At 71.3% G+C, this 16,505-nt stretch carries 13 protein-coding genes and 1 pseudogene; 12 read left to right on the forward strand and 2 right to left on the reverse strand.

Features of this window, described 5'->3' with window-relative positions:
- Positions 1–586: 586 nt before the first annotated feature.
- The gene (locus QRX60_RS18575; protein WP_286002029.1) at positions 587–1,939 is read right to left on the reverse strand and encodes an ATP-binding protein; all 1,353 of its coding nucleotides are present in this window, start codon (positions 1,937–1,939) and stop codon (positions 587–589) included.
- On the reverse strand, positions 1,914–2,150 hold the full coding sequence (locus QRX60_RS18580) for a hypothetical protein (protein WP_286002030.1): 237 nt from the start codon (positions 2,148–2,150) through the stop codon (positions 1,914–1,916). Before QRX60_RS18580 ends, QRX60_RS18575 begins: the two co-directional genes overlap by 26 nt.
- A gap of 696 nt (positions 2,151–2,846) precedes the next feature.
- Between QRX60_RS18580 and QRX60_RS18585 the strand changes: the two genes are divergently transcribed.
- The 12 genes and pseudogenes from QRX60_RS18585 (at position 2,847) to ddaH (ending at position 16,308) form a co-directional block, all read left to right on the forward strand.
- Positions 2,847–3,677: an isocitrate lyase/PEP mutase family protein gene (locus QRX60_RS18585; protein WP_286002031.1), complete on the forward strand. Its 831-nt coding sequence runs from the start codon at positions 2,847–2,849 to the stop codon at positions 3,675–3,677.
- Positions 3,678–3,836: 159 nt separating this feature from the next.
- Positions 3,837–5,057, forward strand: a complete 1,221-nt coding sequence (locus QRX60_RS18590; protein WP_286002032.1) for an acyl-CoA dehydrogenase family protein — start codon at positions 3,837–3,839, stop codon at positions 5,055–5,057.
- Between the two features lie 245 nt (positions 5,058–5,302).
- Positions 5,303–6,637: a SidA/IucD/PvdA family monooxygenase gene (locus QRX60_RS18595; protein ID WP_286002033.1), complete on the forward strand. Its 1,335-nt coding sequence runs from the start codon at positions 5,303–5,305 to the stop codon at positions 6,635–6,637.
- Positions 6,634–7,005, forward strand: a complete 372-nt coding sequence (locus QRX60_RS18600; RefSeq protein ID WP_286002034.1) for a cupin domain-containing protein — start codon at positions 6,634–6,636, stop codon at positions 7,003–7,005. The genes QRX60_RS18595 and QRX60_RS18600 overlap by 4 nt, the downstream gene beginning before the upstream one ends.
- Positions 7,002–8,111: pseudogene (locus tag QRX60_RS18605) on the forward strand (class I tRNA ligase family protein); the annotation flags it as partial. The gene QRX60_RS18600 and the pseudogene QRX60_RS18605, both read left to right, overlap by 4 nt.
- A 427-nt stretch (positions 8,112–8,538) precedes the next feature.
- Complete coding sequence (locus QRX60_RS18610) at positions 8,539–9,642, forward strand: NAD(P)/FAD-dependent oxidoreductase (RefSeq protein WP_286002035.1); 1,104 nt, start codon at positions 8,539–8,541, stop codon at positions 9,640–9,642.
- A 42-nt stretch (positions 9,643–9,684) separates the two neighbouring features.
- Positions 9,685–10,983: an ATP-grasp domain-containing protein gene (locus tag QRX60_RS18615; RefSeq protein ID WP_286002036.1), complete on the forward strand. Its 1,299-nt coding sequence runs from the start codon at positions 9,685–9,687 to the stop codon at positions 10,981–10,983.
- Positions 10,980–11,318, forward strand: a complete 339-nt coding sequence (locus QRX60_RS18620) for a hypothetical protein (protein WP_286003634.1) — start codon at positions 10,980–10,982, stop codon at positions 11,316–11,318. The genes QRX60_RS18615 and QRX60_RS18620 overlap by 4 nt, the downstream gene beginning before the upstream one ends.
- On the forward strand, positions 11,315–12,670 hold the full coding sequence (locus QRX60_RS18625; RefSeq protein WP_286002037.1) for an FAD-binding oxidoreductase: 1,356 nt from the start codon (positions 11,315–11,317) through the stop codon (positions 12,668–12,670). The genes QRX60_RS18620 and QRX60_RS18625 overlap by 4 nt, the downstream gene beginning before the upstream one ends.
- Before the next feature lie 2 nt (positions 12,671–12,672).
- Entirely contained in the window at positions 12,673–13,230 is a 558-nt protein-coding gene (locus QRX60_RS18630) for a flavin reductase family protein (protein WP_286002038.1), read from the forward strand.
- 526 nt (positions 13,231–13,756) lie between these two features.
- Positions 13,757–15,094 (forward strand): NB-ARC domain-containing protein, encoded by a 1,338-nt coding sequence (locus QRX60_RS18635; protein ID WP_286002039.1) that lies wholly within the window; start codon positions 13,757–13,759, stop codon positions 15,092–15,094.
- A gap of 350 nt (positions 15,095–15,444) precedes the next feature.
- Positions 15,445–16,308, forward strand: a complete 864-nt coding sequence (gene ddaH / locus QRX60_RS18640) for a dimethylargininase (protein ID WP_408630239.1) — start codon at positions 15,445–15,447, stop codon at positions 16,306–16,308.
- The last annotated feature ends 197 nt before the right edge of the window (positions 16,309–16,505 follow it).

The raw sequence follows: 16,505 nt of genomic DNA on the forward strand, positions 1-16,505 counted from the left end.
TCCCGTGCGGAACGCCGATCGTTCGAACGATTCCTCGGGGACGGCGCCGTCCGGACTCGATCTTCTCATGGGCTGGTGGCAGGGCGTACCGCCGACAGCGCGCTGCTGAACAAGCTCAGCAGCGTCACCGATGTCCTTGGTGCCTGCGCCGGCGTCGCTGTGGGAGGGGCAGCATCCTGCTCGTGCGCGTGACTCGAGCTCGCCGGTAGGGACGGGGATCGGCCGGCGGTTGTCCGCAAGCGATCACGTGGGCCGTCCGTGGTGGCCGTCGGACAGAGCTACCACGGTGGATATGTGCAGGGCGCTACCGGTCCGGATCTGTGCGGATGTTGTCCGAGCCCGGTCGGGGGCACCATGCATGGGATCGGCCCGTCGCGCGGCTTCGATGGTGAAGCCTCCGGGCCCGATGCGGTCCACCACGCCGGTGGCGGCGTCTCGTGAAGGTCGGGATCGGCCGCCTGCATCGGCGTCCCGCAAGCCGAATGTTCGGTGCAGAACAAATGGGACCTGAAGCCGGTCGGGACGCCCCAGCGGCTGGCGGGCCGGGGGCGTCGCGGTCCAGGTGCGGTTCAATTCGGCGAGGTGATCACCTTGCGCCGGCGTTCTCGACCATGCGCATGCGCCGGCCGAGTTCGTTTCCGTCGAAGGCCAATGCCTGCGTCGGTACGTCGACGAGGGGTGATGTTGCCACCTCGACGACGTATGCGCGCACCAGGGGCATGATCCGGAATGTGGCGGAATCCTCGCTGCGGCGCACCATGTTCGCCTCCACGAGTTCCTCGACGAGGTCGTCCTCGCCCTGCATCAGCGTGCCGAGATCATAAGTGAGCGGCAACCGTGCGATGCATTTCACCAATGTTTTCGCCGCGTCGCTGAGGTTGCGGTAGACCGAATCGAGGGAATCGCGGACGGACAGGTCACCGATCTCGAGCCACTCCAGCGCGTCCGAGCTTTCGGCCAGCTTTGCGTTGACCCGGTGCAGACCCAGGTGCGGGCGGTCCACCAGCTTGCGCAACGCGACGTCCAGTGCCAGCGGGAGATCGCCGCACAGCTCGGCGAGGCGGTCGCATTCCTGCGGGGCGGCCGCGGCGCGGTCCGGGATCGCCGCGGTGATCATCGCGATCGAATCGGCGCGGGGCAGGACGTCCAAGCGGATGCGGCGGACGTCGCGCAGGCCGAGCAGCCGGGTGCGGCTGACGACCAGGATCACGCTGCGCCGGGTCTCGGCCAGCAGCAGCCGGACTTGGCGCTCGTCCCGGACGTTGTCGAGCAGGACGACGAGCCGGCGTTCGGCCAGCAGCGAGCGGTACAGCCCCGCGCGCTGGTCCAGCGTGTCGGGTAGGTGGTCGCCGGGGACTCCCAGGGCCAGGAGGAAACCGTCGAGGAGGTAGCCGGCGTCGGACGAGGTGCCGGTCAGCGGGCCGAGATCGGCGTACAACTGCCCGTCCACCATCTCCTGCGCCATCTGGTGCGCGTGGTGCAGGGCCAGTTCCGTCTTGCCGACCCCGCTCGGGCCGCTGATCACGGTGGCCCCGGTCGAGTCCAGCCCCAGCCGGCACAGCTCCGCGCGCCGGCCGACGAAGCCGCGGGGCCGCAGCGGGAGCTGGGCCGGGCGGGGCAGCTGCTGGTGGGCCGGTGACCTCTTATATCGGATGCCGGGCGGGTTTCTCTTCCGCGTTTCGCCGGCCGCCTCGAGCCACCGGCGCCGCCAGCTCTCCCGGTCGCCCCCGCAGGCGGCGACGAACCCCAGCGTCACCTGCAGCGAAGGCAGCCGCGCGCCGCTGGCGGCACTCGAAAGGGCGGAAGGGGAGAACAGTGCCGCGCGTGCCATGTCCCGATAGGTCGGGTTTCCCGCTCCAGCTCTGAGCCGCCGCAGCTCGCTGGCGAACGCAGCCGCCACGCCGCCGTTGACGCTAACCGGTTTTTCCGGCCTGCCCATCGCCGATCCCTTCGTTGAACAAGAACGATTTCGTCAGGTGTTCGTGCATGCACACCGCCGGTCGGGCACGACTGTTCGTCACGGGAGCAGCGCACTCGGCCGTGAGCAGCGAACCCTGTCCGGGCCGGGCCGGGACAGAGGTGCCGACGGTGGCGAGATCATCGCCGGGATGCGGGTGACATCCGCGCTGACCACCGCCGGGCAGGATCACCTGGACGTCCCAGGGAACCACTGTTCGGACATACCCGGCGTTGTGCGCGGTGCAGTGCGTGCGCCGGTGGCCGGCCCGTCATGGCAGTCAAGAGTCTTCCTTCAGCTTCGCCCAGTCCGCGAACGCACTGGCTGCCGGGCTTCCCGGCAGGGGCCATTCCAGCCCATGCGGTTGTTGACCGGCAGAGTTGATTGGGGCGAACAATCAACACCCGAGGGGGCGGGGCGACGGGTGCGAGGCGTCCGCGTGCGGGGTTCCGGGCCCCGGCGCGGACCATGCGACCTGCGACAACAATGCAGCGCCGCGCACCCGTTGCGGTGCATTGCCCGATCGCCTGGACGGCCCAAAAGTTTTTCAGGCCACACGCCGGACGGTGTGCTGCGAGCGTCCGTTCGGCCCAGGGTGGCCGGTAAAAATACCGACTCGACAAAAGGCGGATTCTCCGGTCGCGGGCGTCGGTGAACACCGGCCTCGCCGGGGGATGCCCGGCTGACGCGGATACCCGGATGCGGCTGGCGTGCCGCCCCGCGGATCCCCTATACATGGGACCATGAGCACGTTCTCGGCCACGGTGATCTGCTGCTGCACGAAAGCCGCCGGCCGAACAGCGCCCCGACCGGATCGAAAAGCCGATCAAGCGTGGTGCCGAAGTGCTCAACTGACCGGGAAACGCAAGTCAACAAGGAGATAAACAGCGTGGTTGCGGAAACTCAGCAGGCCAGAGCGGTAGCCCTGCGAGCACTGCACGAAAGCGGCGTGCTGGTGCTGCCGAACGCGTGGGACGCCGGCAGCGCCGCGCTGATCGCCGCGGCGGGCGCGAAGGCCGTCGCCACCACCAGCGGCGGGGTGTCCTGGTCGCTGGGCCGGCCCGACGGGCACGGCCTGACCCGCGACGAGATGGTCGAGGCCGTCCGCCGGATCGTGTCGGTCGTCGACGTGCCCGTCACGGCCGACGTCGAGGGCGGCTACGGCGAGAGCCCCGAGGACGTCGCCAAGACGGTCGAGGCGATCATCGGCGCGGGCGCGGTCGGCGTGAACGTCGAGGACTCGAAGGCGCCGGGGGGCCCGCTGTTCGACGCGTCCGAGCAGGCCGCGCGGCTGCGCGCCGGGCGCGATGCCGCGGCGAAGGCGGGGTTGCCGGAGCTGGTCATCAACGTGCGCACCGACGTCTTCCTGTTCGGCATCGGCGAGGAGGCGGGCCGCCTCGACGACGTCATCGAGCGGGCCGGGGTCTACGCCGAGGCGGGCGCGGACAGCCTGTTCGTGCCGGGCCTGATCGACCTCGACGCGCTGACCACGCTGGTCAAGGCCGTTCCGGTGCCGGTCAACGTGATGACCTGGCCGGGCGCGCCGACGATCGCCGAGTTCGAGGCGGCCGGCGTGCGGCGGGTCAGCCTGGGCACCGCGGTCAGCCAGGCCGCCTACACCGTGGCGAAGCGCGCGACGGAGGAGCTCCTGGCCACCGGTACCTACGGCGCGCTCGAGGACGCGCTGGACTTCGGCACGATCAACAGCGCGGTCAGCTAGCGGCGCTGGGCAGGGAAAGGGCGGTCGCCGAAGGGCGGCCGCCCTTTTTGATTATCCTGGCCGGTCAATCCTTTCGGTCAACGGATCGCCCCGCTTGACTGGCGAAGCCGCTGACCGCCCGGTCTCGGCAAGACTGGAGTTGACCGAGGGAGCGAGCAGATGACCGCTGCACCAACCCGTCCCGGCACCGGGCAGGCCCGCCCGGATCCCGGGCCCCCGACGACCGGCGAGGAGATCCTTCGCCGCGTCCGCGAGATCGTGCCGGTGCTGCGAGAACGCTCCGCCGACATCGAGCGGACGCGCCGGTTGCCCGCCGACGTCGTCGAGCTGCTGCGCGGCACCGGCGTGTTCCGGATGGGCTTCGCGCGCTCGTGGGGTGGGCCCGAGCTGAACTCGATCCAGCAGACCGAGATCATCGAGGCCATCTCCTACGGCGACCCGGCCGCGGGCTGGTGCGCCATGATCGGCTCGGACACCGGGCTGTACGCGCAGTTCCTGGACGAGCCGGTCGCGAAGGAGATGTTCACCAGCCTGGACATGGTCACCGCCGGGCTGCTGTTCCCCACCGGGCACGCGGAGATCGTCCCCGGCGGCTATCGCCTGACCGGCCGCTGGCAGTTCGGCAGCGGTGTCACGCACTCGGACTGGGTGATCTCCGGCGCGTTCATCTACCGCGACGGTGAGCCGGAGCCCAGCTCCGACGGCGACCCGCACGACTCGAAGCTGATGATCGTGCCGCGCGAGGACGTCGAGGTCATCGACACCTGGTACACCACCGGCCTGGCCGGCAGCGGCAGCTGCGACTACGCGATCACCGACGTTTTCGTGCCGGCCGAGCGGACGGTCACGTTCGACACCGTGCGCAACGGCGAGGGCCCGCTGGCCCAGCCCGAGGTCCACATGCGCAACATGCCCGGCGTCCCGCTCGGCATCGCGCGCGCCGCGCTCGACCACGTCCGCGAAATGGTCGTCGCCCGCAAGAAGGGTGACGACTACCGCACGCAGGTGACCATCGCCGAATGCGAGGCCGATTTCGCCGCGACGCGAAGTGGTGTGTACACCGCGATGCGGCGGCAGCACGAAGTCCTTTCCGCCGGCGGCACCCTGGACGACCTGACGCCGGACGAGCGCGCCGCGCTCCCGCTTTCCCGGCGCCACGCGTTCCGCACCGCGCGGTCCATCGTGACGCGGCTGTACGACCTGCTGCAGACGTCCTCGATCTACCAGCCGTCCCCGATGGACCGCTGGCTGCGCGACACCACCACGATGTGCCAGCACGTCGTCGCCCAGGACCGCATCCTGCAGTCCGCCGGCGCGTACCTGCTGGATTCCCGGCCCGCCTTCCCGCTGTGCCTCGGGATCACCGGCGGTAAGAAGTAGTTGATTGTCCGGACGTCGCGGATGTGTTGGTCAATCCGATTCTCTGCTGAACTTGTCCGGGCACTGCGAAAGTAGCGCGAAAGCCGCCGACGCCGATTCCGGCCCAGCCGGTCCGGCGCGTCGTGCACAGTTTCCGAGCAAACGCTCTCTCCGGGCGCCGGCCATCTCGAAGTGAGTCGGCTCCATCGCTGACCCCTCTCGGCGCACGCACCCGGGCGCGCCGACCGAAAACGACAGGTGGGATTGTGACTGTTCAAGAAGTCGACGTTCTGATGATCGGGGCGGGGCCGGCCAACCTGGCCCTCGCCGTGGCGTTGGAAGAGTCCGGAGACCCCGGCATCGCGCGCAGCGCGCTGATCATCGAGCAGCACGCCGACGTGGTCTGGCAGCGGAACCTGCTGCTGCCGTGGGCCCGCAGCCAGGTGTCCTTCATCAAGGACCTGGTCACCCTGCGGAACCCGACCAGCCGGTTCTCGTTCCTGAACTTCCTGCACGAGCGGGGCGAGCTCGACGAGTTCGTGAACCTGGGCACCTTCAACCCGTATCGCTGGCAGCTTTCGGCGTATCAGCAGTGGGTCGCCGACAGCCTCGCCGAGGTGAAGATCCGCTACAACGCCAAGGCCGAGCGGGTGGACCCGCACTTCGGCGACAACGGCTCGATCGTCGGCTGGACGGTCACCCTCGCGGGCGGGGACGCCGTGCGCTGCCGCGACCTCGTGGTCGGAGCGGGCCGTGACGCGCACGTTCCCGCCGTCTTCAAGGACCTGCCGGCCGAGCGGCTCGTCCACAGCACGCAGTACAGCAGCCGCATCGGCGGTTTCGACGCGGCCCGCCACCAGCGGCCGGTGGTCGTCGGCGGGGCGCAGAGCGCCGCCGAGATGTTCATGGCCCTGCACGAGGATCTGCCCGGGTGCTCGCCGACGATGCTGCTGCGCTCCATCGGCCTGCAGAACTACCAGACGAGCAAGTTCGTCAACGAGCTGTTCTTCCCGTCCTACGTCGACGAGTTCTTCACGATGCTGCCCGAAGCCCGCGAGCAGGTCCTCGACGAAATGCACCTGACCAACTACGCGGGCCTCGCCCCGCCGTTCCTGGACGAGCTGTACTACATGCTCTACCGCCAGAAGGGGCTCGGGACGCCGCAGTCGACGATCCGCCCGCTGACCGAGGTGGTCGGTGCCCGCATGGCCGGTGACGAGGTGGTCCTCGACCTGCGCGACCGCAAGAACGGCAAGGTCGAGCCGCTGCACTGCGACGCGGTGTTCCTCGGCACCGGCTACGACTCGCGGATGCCGGCGATGGTCCGCGACCTGGCCGGGTCCGTCGGCATCGACGAGGTCATCGTCAGCAGGCGCTACCGCGTCGAGCTCGGTTCCGCGGCGTGGGGCGCGCTGTACCTGCAGGGCGTCAACGAAGCCACGCACGGCATCGCGGACTCGCTGATCAGCGTCCTGGCCAGCCGGGCGCAGGACATCACCGACGACCTGCTGGACCGCCGCGCCGACCAGGCGCAGGGCATCCCCGGCGAGCTGCTCGCGCCCCGCGTCGAGCTGGCTGACGGCAAGGTGCCGACCGCATGATCGAAATCAGGACGCTGGACCGCGAAAACCTGGAGCGGGCCTACGGGCTGGACGGCGAGCGGCTCAAGCCGTGGCCGGCGCTGAACTCGCCGTTCGAAGGTGTCTGGGCCGTGCTGCGCGCGGGCACCGAGTCCACCCCGCACGCGCACCACGAGTACGAGATCTTCATCGCGATGGCGGGCAGCGCGACGCTCGTCGTCGACGGCCGGAAGTACCCGTTCACGGCCGGGGACATCGTCAACCTGCCGCCGGGCTGCCTGCACCAGGTGGTGAACGAAACCGACGCCGACTTCGAGTACTACGGCGTGTGGTGGGACACCGAAATGTCGCAGCAGTTCCTGGCCCGGCACGAGGGGCGGTCGTCATGACCGGACGGACGGTGGTGATTTCCCCGGCGCCGACCGCGAACGGCGACCTGCACCTCGGCCACCTCGCCGGGCCGTTCCTGGCCGCCGACGTCTACACCCGCTGGCTGCGGGCGACCGGGCGGGAGGTGTTCTTCGGCACGGGTTTCCAGGACACGCCGACCTACGTGGAGACCACCGCGCACCGGCAGGGCATCAGCTCGCGGGACCTGGTGGCCCGCTCGGGGGCGCAGATCGAGTCCACTTTGGCCGCGATGGGCATCGGGGTCGACGGCTTCACCGGCGACGACGAGCGGTTCACCAAGTGGGTCGCCGAGTTCTGGGGCCGGCTCCACAGCGCGGGCAAGCTCGAGCTGAAGACCGTGACCTTCCCCTATTCGCCCAGGACCGGCCGGTTCCTGGTCGACGGCTGGGCGCGGGGCGGCTGCCCGCTCTGCCTGGCCGACGGCTGTGCCGGGCTGTGCGAGGCCTGCGGGAACCCGGTCGCGGCCGGGGACCTGCTCGCGCCCCGGTCCACTGTGGACCCGGACGACCCCGTCGAGCTGCGCGAGACCCAGGTCTTCGTGCTCCCGATGGAGCGGTACCGGCAGCAGCTGCGGGAGTACTTCGAGGGCCACGCGGCGGCCATGCGCCCGCACATGGCGCAGGCACTCGCGGAGATGCTCTCGCGGCCGTTGCCGGACTACCCGGTCACCTACCCGCTGTCGTGGGGCATCCCGGCGCCGTTCCCGGAGGTCGAGGGCCAGGTCATCAACCCGAACGCCGAACCGGCGGCGTGGAGCATGCACGCCTCGGCGCTGGCCGCCGAGCGGCGCGGCGAGGTCCCGCCCACCGACGACGCGTTGTGGCTGAGCGGGGCGGGCACGCGGGTCGTGTACTTCATGGGCTTCGACAACACCTACCCGTTCGCGGTCGTGATGATGGCGGTGCTGCTGGCCCACGGCGGGTACGACCTGCCGGAGGAGTTCATCACCAACGAGTTCTACGAGCTGGACAACGAGAAGTTCTCGACCAGCCGCGGACACGTGGTGTGGGGGCGGGACCTGGCGGCGCAGGTGCCGCGGGACCTGATCCGGTTCCACCTGGCGGCGACCAGCCCGGAAAACCAGCGGACCGGCTTCACGCGGGCCGCGCTCGACAAGGTCACGGCGTCGCGGCTCGTCGGGCCCTGGAACCGGATCGCGGCCAAGGTCGACGCCTTCACCGGCCGTGGCCCGCTTCCGGTGTCGGAACGCTCGCGCGGCGCGGCCGCCCGGATCGTGGACCGGTTCGCCGCCTCCTACGAGCTGGGCTGCTACAGCCTCACGCGCGCCGCGGAGGCGCTCACCGACCAGCTGTCCCGGTTGGACAGCTGGGAGGTCGGGCCCGGTGAGGAAGGCGACTTCTGCCACGAGCTGGACGTCGTGCTGCGGTGCGCGTCGCCGATCCTGATCGACCTCGCGGCGGAAGCACTGCCGGACGGCGGAATCCGGCGCGAAGGGCTCGCCGAGATCACGCCGGTGCGGCTGCCCCGCCTGGGGGAGGCGCGACCCCGGAATGAGTACCGACACCCACCCGGGACCGTGGCGCGGCTGGACCGACCAGCGCATCGTCGTGGTCGGCGCGGGGATCACCGGGCTGCTGGCCGCGGTCCGCGGCGTGCTGCTCGGCCATCGCGTGATCGTGCTGGAGCGGGGGCCGATCCCGAACCCCGCCGCCAGCTCGTTCGACCAGCACCGTGCCGTGCGGGCACTGGATCCGGCCGACCTCGAGGCGACCCGGCGGGCGGTCGCCGCCCACCGCCGGTGGCTGGAGCTGGAAAGCCTGCTCTGCGGTCCCGGGCCGGGTGGCGGCTTCTACCGCCGCGTCGGCGTGGTCACCGCCTGGCCGGAAGAGCGGATCGACGAGGTGGCCGCGGCCGGTGCCGAGGCCGGCCTCCGCGTCGAGCCGGTCGCCGCGGCCCGGCTGCGGCCGATGGGGTTCCCGGCGGGCTCGGCCGGGCTCCTCGAACTCGACGCCGGGGTGCTGCTGGCGGACCGGGTGCTCGCGGCGGCCACCGCGTGGCTGGCCCGGCACCCGATGGCGGAACTGCGGCCGTGGCAGGAAGTCGTGGCCGTCGACCCCGACGACGCGCGGGTGGTGCTGGCCGACGGCTCGGCCGAGCGGGGCGACCTCGTCCTCGTCGGGGCCGGGCCGTGGACGCCGAAGCTGGTGGACGTGCCGATCATCGTGCACCGGCAGACCATGCTCTACCTGCGTCCGCCCGAGGAACTGGCGGGCTGGTGGAAGACCGCGCCCAGTGCCGGCGGTGTCGGCGCCGACGGCCGCGGCTGGCTGATGCCACCCGTGCAGGGCACGCTGCTGAAGATCAGCACCGACGCGGCGTGCCGCGAGGTGCCCGCCGCCGACGCCCCGGACGACGACGAAGCGCGGTGGACCAAGGAAATCCTCGACGCGGAGATCGTGACCGACGTCGAGCGTTACGAGGTGGCAGGGGTCAAGCGCTGCCACTACGCCGTGGACGCGGTCACCGGGGCCGGCCGGCTGGTGCGGGTCGGGCCCTCCGTCTGGGCCCGCGCGGCCAGCGGTGGCGACGGCTTCCGCACCGCACCGCTGGTGGCCGACCAGATCGCCGGCGCGCTCCTGGGTGTGGCGGCCTGAGCCGTCCCGCCTGTATCACTGGCTCGAACCGGAAGGAATCCCATGAATGGCCTCAAGAGCGTGCTGCTGGTGATCGGCAGCGGACTGAAGCTCTACCGCGAGTACCTGATCCGCTCGGCCAGTGCCCGCGCGCACGCCGCGGGGCTGGAGCTGGTGCTGATCAACAACCTCAAGCCCACCTGGCAGCACGAGTACTTCGACGAGATCGAGGTCGTCAACGTCTTCGACCACGAAAAGCTGCGAGCGGCCGCCCGCGAGGTCGCCGCGCGGCGCACGATCGCCGGCGTGATCTGCTACGACGAGCCGCTGGTCATGCCCGCGGCCGAGCTGGCGGACGAGTTCGGCGTGCCCGGGCTGTCCATCCCCGGCGTGCACGGCTGCCGCGACAAGCACAGCACCCGTTCGCGGCTGACCACCGCCGGCGTGCTGCAGCCGCTGTTCCGGATGTGCGACGACCTGGACCAGGCCCGGGCCGCGGCCGACCGGATCGGCTACCCGGTCGTCGTCAAGCCGCGCGCGCTCGGCGCCAGCATGGGTGTCGTGCTCGCGGAGGACGAGAAGGAGCTGGACGCGGCCTTCCGCGTCGCGCACGAGGCCAGCTTGATCGGCGACGAGGGCTACCGCGGCGGCGCGATCGTCGAGGAGTACGCGGTCGGGCCGGAGATCAGCATCGACGCCGCCGTGCACAAGGGCGAGTACCTGCCGCTGTTCATCGCGCGCAAGCGCACCGGCGAGCACCCGTACTTCGAGGAGGTCGGGCACGTCGTCGACGCGAACGACCCGCTGCTGAGCGACCCGGCGCTGCTGGACACCCTGGCCACCGCGCACAAGGTGCTCGAGATCGAGGACGGCATCACGCACACGGAAGTCCGCCTCACCGCGCGCGGTCCGCTGATCATCGAGATCAACGGCCGGCTCGGCGGCGACCTGATCCCGTTCCTCGGCAAGATCGCCACCGGCATCGACCCCGGTGTCGTGCTGGTCGACGTCATCACCGGCAACCGCCCGGAGATCGCGATGACCCGCAAGGGCGTGGCGGGCATCCGCTTCGGCTACCCGGCGCACGACTGCCTCGTGCACGCGGTCCGCGTGCCCACCGAGGCGCCCGGCCTGGTCACCGCGTCGCCGATGGTCGACCCGGAGACCACCCTGCACCTGCCGCCGGGCGGCTACATCGCGCGGCACTCCTTCGTCGTCGCCGAGGCGCCGGACGCCGAGACGTGCGAAGCACGCCTGGAGGCCGCGCTCGCCTTGGTGGAGGTCGACGCCGACGAGGTCGAGCCACCGCCGGTGGGCACCCGCCTCGAGATGCCGGCCGGGCTGCTGGACGCCGACGTATGAGCATCAACTACGAAGGCCGCCTGTTCCAGCGCGCCGGCGGCGGCGACGGCACGTACGCGCGCTACCGCCAGGAGGGTGACCTGGTGTGGGCCGAATTCACCGGCGGCAAGGTCCGCCGCGGCACGATCACCGGGATCAGCGACGACGACGGCACGCTCCGGCTGGCCTACACGATGGTGCTGGCCGGCGGCGAGGTGATCTCCGGGCACACGGTGAACATCCCCGAGCAGCGGGGCGGGCGCCTGGTGCTGCGCGAGGAGTGGGAGCGGTTCGGGGAGCACGCCGGCAAGGGCGTCTCGTACCTGGAAGAAGTGGAACCGGGAGCGGCGGGATGACCGATTGGGAAGCCCTGCGCGGGCTCGTCGCCGGGCGGCTCCGGCTGCCCGGCGACGCCGGGTTCGCCGAGCGGACCCGGGCGCACAACGAGAGATACGCCGACGTGGTCCCGTCGGCGGTGGTCTCGGTGGCCTCGGTGGACGACGTCGTCGAGGCGGTCTGCTGGGCGCGTGCCGAGGGCGTGCCGGTCGTCGCGCGCGGCGGCGGCCACAGCTACGCGGGTCACTCCGTGCACCCCGGGCTGGTGCTGGACCTCCAGGGCCTGGACGAGGTGCGCATCGACGCCGCGGAGGGGCTGGTCACCGTCGGCGGTGGCGCCCGGACCGGCGGCATCCACGAAGTGCTGCGCAAGCACGACCTGATGTTCCCGCTGGGCAACTCCGACGACGTCGGGATCGGCGGCCTGGTGCTCGGTGGCGGGGTCGCGGCCCTGTCGCGGGCGCTGGGCCTCACCTGCGATTCGCTGGTGGAGACCGACGTCGTGCTCGCCGACGGCTCGATCGTCACCGCCAGCGAGACCGAGAACGAGGACCTGTTCTGGGCCTGCCGCGGCGGCGGTGGCGGCAACTTCGGCGTGAACGTGTCCTTCACCTTCCAGGCCCGGCCGGTGGTCGAAACCTCGACCTGCCTGCTGCTGTGGGACTGGGAGCACGCGGCCTCCGTGCTGGCCGTGATGCAGGAGGTGATGCGCGACGCGCCGGATCGCTTCGCGGCGCGGATCGGCATCAGCCGGTCCGCCGGTGAGCCCGGCGTCGTGTCGGTGATCGGCCAGCACCTCGGCCCGGCCTCGGAACTGCGCGCCCTGCTGGCGCCCGCGCTGGCGGTCGCGACGCCGCACCGGGCCGACATCGAGGACCGCACCTTCTGGGAAGCCGTGGAGTACCTGCACCACAGCTCGGCCGGGGGCGCGTTCGCGGTGCGGACGCGGACCACCCCGGTGCCGCTGGCGGAGGAAGGCCTGCGGACGCTCGTCGCCGCGGTCGACAAGTGGCCGGGCAGCGGCAACCCGGACGGCGGCGGCGCGGCGCTGTTCACGTGGGGTGGCGCGATCAACCAGGTGCCGGTCGCCGAGACCGCGTTCCCGCACCGGGACGTGCTCTTCCTGATCTCCCTGGACACCTCGTGGTCGGTCGACGACCCCGAGAGCGTCGTGCGGGACAACCTGGCCTGGCTGGCCGGCCTGCACCAGGACATGGGCGAGTACGCCGCGGACGCCTCGTACATCAACTTCACCGACCCCGACCTGCCGGACTGGCGGGGTGCCTACTACGGGCCGAACCAGGAGCGGCTCGCCGAGGTCAAGCGCAAGTACGACCCCGAGCGGGTCTTCCAGTTCCCGCAGGCGATCTAGCGATGGCCGGGTCAGCTGCGGGGCGGATCGCCGTGGACCTGCGAGGGGTGATGCGCACCTTCGCGACCGGGGTCTGCGTCGCGACGACGTACGTCGACCGGCCCGGTGGCCGCAGGCACGACGGCGTGACGATCAACTCGCTGAGCTCGGTGTCCCTGGTGCCGCCGCTGGTGTCGATCTGCCTGCGGCTGGAGTCGGTGTTCCTGGCCGACGTGCTGGAGACCGGGCGCTGGGCGGTGTCGATCCTGCCGGAAGGCGCGCGCGAGATCGCGCGGCTGCTGGCCAAGGACCGGAGGCAGCGGGCGGACGCGCTCGGCACGCTGCCGCTCTCGCCCGGCCCGGCGACCGGCGCGCTGGTCGTCGACGGGGCCGGCGTGCTGGAGTGCGAGCTGTGGAACAGCTTCGACCTCGGCGACCACCGGCTGGTCGTCGGCGAGGTGGTCGGGACCGACGATCGGCGCGACGGGCCGCCGCTGCTGTTCGCCCACGGTGGCTACCAGCGGCTGGCCGATCCGGGCCCGGTCCCGCTCCAGGACCGCGTTTCCGACGAATGGTGGTGACGGGCCGCCCGGGCCGGGGTTACCCGCGCCCGGGCGGCCCATTTCATTACGTCGAACGCCATGATCTTTTTCTGCGTCGCCGTGCGCCGGGCCTACGCGCATTAACGGGCGAATGGCGTAGCGGCAGAGTTTTCCGGGCGGGACAACGTATCCGCCGAGACCCTTCACGATCCGTGTGCGAGCGCTTACGCAACCCCGATTCCGATCTTTTGGCCCCAGTCACTCATGGTTTCCACCAGCAGCCATTCGGTCAATTCGGTGGCGTCGTTTTGTCACCCATTCGCCTGCTGTGACACAGGTTCGTTACCTATTAGTGTGTATGGAGCGTGACTGCCTGGGGAGGAATTGTTACGCACAGTCACGTCGGGGCGTGCTGGGGGAAGTAGGAATGGGCAGACCTGAACGACCGTTGGATGTTTCGAAGGGGCCGATCGCCCGTTTTGCGCAAGACCTCCGCATGTTGCGGAGTCAAGCGGGAAATCCGAGCTATCGGGAGCTGGCGGCCTCGGCATTGTTCGCACCCTCGGTGCTCTCGAGTGCCGCGAGCGGCAGGCGGCTGCCGACGCTCGCGGTGACCTTGGCATTCGTGGCCGCCTGCGGAGGAGACCAGGCGGCCTGGGAACGGCACTGGTGGAACACCGCCGCGAAGGTGGGCGTCATGCCCGAGCTGGCGGGCGGCGGGCCACCGCCGGCCGCGAGCGGGCCGGTCCCGGCCGCGGCGCGGCGGAGCAGCCAGCTGGCCCCGCCGGCCCAGCTGCCGATGGGGTCGACGAGCTTCGTCGGCCGCACCGCGGAGCTGGCCGCGGCGGTGAGCGTGCTGACGCGCCCGGGACCGGCCAGGATGCCGCTGCTGATCAGCGGCCCGATCGGCGTGGGCAAGGCCGCGTTCGCGCTGCGGCTGGCCGAGGAGGTCGCCGGGGAGTTCCCGGACGGGCAGCTGTACGCCGACTTCGGCAGTGGCGCGCCGGGAAGCCGCTCGGTGGCGGAAATCGTGCGGGACTTCCTGCGCGCGCTCGGGGTGCCGGACGACCTGGTGCCCGGCGACGGGGTCCAGCAGATCGGGCTGTACCGCTCGTTGCTGGCGCAGCGGCGGCTGTTCGTGCTGCTCGACGGCGTGGCCGACGAGGGGCAGGTCCGGCCGCTGCTCGGGCAGACCGCGCGCAGCCAGGTCGTGCTCACCAGCCGCGCGCGGCTGCTCGGCCTCGACGACCTGCACCGGGTCGACCTGGACGTCTTCAGCCGGGGTGAATCGCTCGAGCTGCTGGGCAGGCTGGCCGGAGCCCGGCGCGTGGCGGCCGAACGTGCCGCTGCCGACGCGATCGCACAGCAGTGCGGGGACCTGCCGCTCGCGGTGAACATCGCCGGGCGCAAGATCGCCGCCCGGCCGGAGCGGACGATCGCCGACACGGCCGGCCGGCTGGACGATCCCGAGCGGCTGCTGGACGGCCTCGGCGTCGGCGACGTCAACGTGCGGGACCGGTTCGCCGCGGCGTACCGGCTGCTCTCGCCGGCCTGCCGTCAGGTCGTGCACCGCCTCGGCGCCGACGGGGCGCGGTGGACGACGGCGACCCGGGTCGCCGCGTGCCTCGACATCCGGACCACCGACGCGGACGAGCTGCTGGAGTCCCTTGTGGACGCCGGAGTGCTGCGTCGCGCGACGATCGGTGACCGGTACACCGTGCCCCGGCTTGCCGGGGTGTTCGCCGCCGAGACCAGCCCCGCCACCTTGCCCGCACCCATCTCGCTGGCCGAGCGGCGGGCGCGACGCTCGGTGCTGGCGGCCCCGCGCACGGCAGCGGGTCTCCGCTCGGGGATGGACCTGCCCCAGGCGGGATACCTCCCGCTGCTCGGCCTGCCGGACTGAGGAACAGCCGGCGAGAGCACCTGGCGGCGTCCGGCCGCCAGGTGGTCTCGCCGGCTTTTTCGCGCCACTGAAGGGATGAAGGAGCGGGCCTCCGACGGCGCACGGCCGGAAACGGCGCATAGATCAAACAACCTCGATGAAGCCTGGGCCTGCCCACCCCTTCGGGGATGACCAGCGCGGACGTCGAAGAGTTGATTGTCCGGCAGGCGAATCGCTTTTGGTCAATCGCCGGTTCGGTTTGAATGGCTGGAGTGACCGATGTGGTCCGGACCGCTCGTCGCGGCGTGACTGCGCACGGCGGTGAACGGATCCCGATACCGCGCTGTCCATAGTGGACAGCGCCCCTGGTTGTGCCGTGCCACCGCACGGCGCCGAACAAAACCCGAAACCACAAGCTGGAGGACAGCGTGCGTGCAGCGACCCCGCGGCACTACCTCATGGTGCGGCCGACGTACTTCGACGTGGAGTACTCGATCAACCCGTGGATGAACCCGAAGAAGCCGACGTTCACCGAGCTCGCCGTCACCCAGTGGGAGTGGCTGCGCGACCTGTTCGTCGACCTCGGCCACCGGGTCGAGCTGCTGGACCCGCGTCCCGGCCTGCCGGACATGGTGTTCGCGGCCAACGGCGCCACCGTCGTCGACGGGCGCGTCCTGGTCGCGCGTTTCCGCAACTGGCAGCGCGCCGCCGAGGCGCAGGCGTATCTCGACTGGTTCCCCGCGCACGGCTACCCCGAGGTGCGCCAGGCCCAGTGGGTCAACGAGGGTGAAGGCGACTACCTGGTCGCCGGCGAGCGGATCCTGGCCGGCACCGGCTTCCGCACCGCGCCGAACGCCCACCAGGAGTCGCAGGACTACTTCGGCCGCCCGGTCGTCGGGCTGACCCTGGTCGACCCCCGCTACTACCACCTCGACACGGCGCTCGCCGTGCTGGACGCCGACACCGTGATGTTCTACCCGGCCGCGTTCTCCCCCGAAAGCCTGGAGCTGCTGGACGAGCTGTACCCGGACGCGATCCACGCGACCGACGCGGACGCGGCGGAGTTCGGCCTCAACGCCGTCTCCGACGGCAAGCACGTGGTGCTGCCGCAGTCGGCGACCGGCCTGATCGGCCGGTTGCGCGAGCGCGGCTTCGAGCCGATCGGCGTGGACATGGCGGAGCTGCTCAAGGCCGGTGGCAGCGTCAAGTGCTGCACCCTGGAGCTGCGAGCCTGATCGAGAAGGGGCGTGGGCGGACTCGTCTTCCGCGCACGCCCCCGGGCGGCCTCCGGGCCGACGGCACGGGCGGGATCGGCCGAGGGCGCGGGATGCGCGCCGGCCGGCCCGCCCGTAGTCGTAGCCGGGCCCGGTCGTGCGCCGCTGCCCACGGCGACGCGGCGGGCGGCCGCGGGCCGGTTTCCGGTGAGCGACAA

The organism is Amycolatopsis mongoliensis (assembly GCF_030285665.1).
Taxonomy (GTDB): Bacteria; Actinomycetota; Actinomycetes; order Mycobacteriales; family Pseudonocardiaceae; genus Amycolatopsis; species Amycolatopsis mongoliensis.

What these genes read in the sequence shown, in the direction of transcription:
- QRX60_RS18575 (WP_286002029.1), bottom strand. Translation starts at nt 1,939, where the DNA reads ATGGGCAGGCCGGAAAAACCGGTTAGCGTCAACGGCGGCGTGGCGGCT.
- QRX60_RS18590 (WP_286002032.1), top strand. Translation starts at nt 3,837, where the DNA reads ATGACCGCTGCACCAACCCGTCCCGGCACCGGGCAGGCCCGCCCGGAT.
- QRX60_RS18600 (WP_286002034.1), top strand. Translation starts at nt 6,634, where the DNA reads ATGATCGAAATCAGGACGCTGGACCGCGAAAACCTGGAGCGGGCCTAC.
- QRX60_RS18610 (WP_286002035.1), top strand. Translation starts at nt 8,539, where the DNA reads ATGAGTACCGACACCCACCCGGGACCGTGGCGCGGCTGGACCGACCAG.
- QRX60_RS18615 (WP_286002036.1), top strand. Translation starts at nt 9,685, where the DNA reads ATGAATGGCCTCAAGAGCGTGCTGCTGGTGATCGGCAGCGGACTGAAG.
- QRX60_RS18620 (WP_286003634.1), top strand. Translation starts at nt 10,980, where the DNA reads ATGAGCATCAACTACGAAGGCCGCCTGTTCCAGCGCGCCGGCGGCGGC.
- QRX60_RS18625 (WP_286002037.1), top strand. Translation starts at nt 11,315, where the DNA reads ATGACCGATTGGGAAGCCCTGCGCGGGCTCGTCGCCGGGCGGCTCCGG.
- QRX60_RS18630 (WP_286002038.1), top strand. Translation starts at nt 12,673, where the DNA reads ATGGCCGGGTCAGCTGCGGGGCGGATCGCCGTGGACCTGCGAGGGGTG.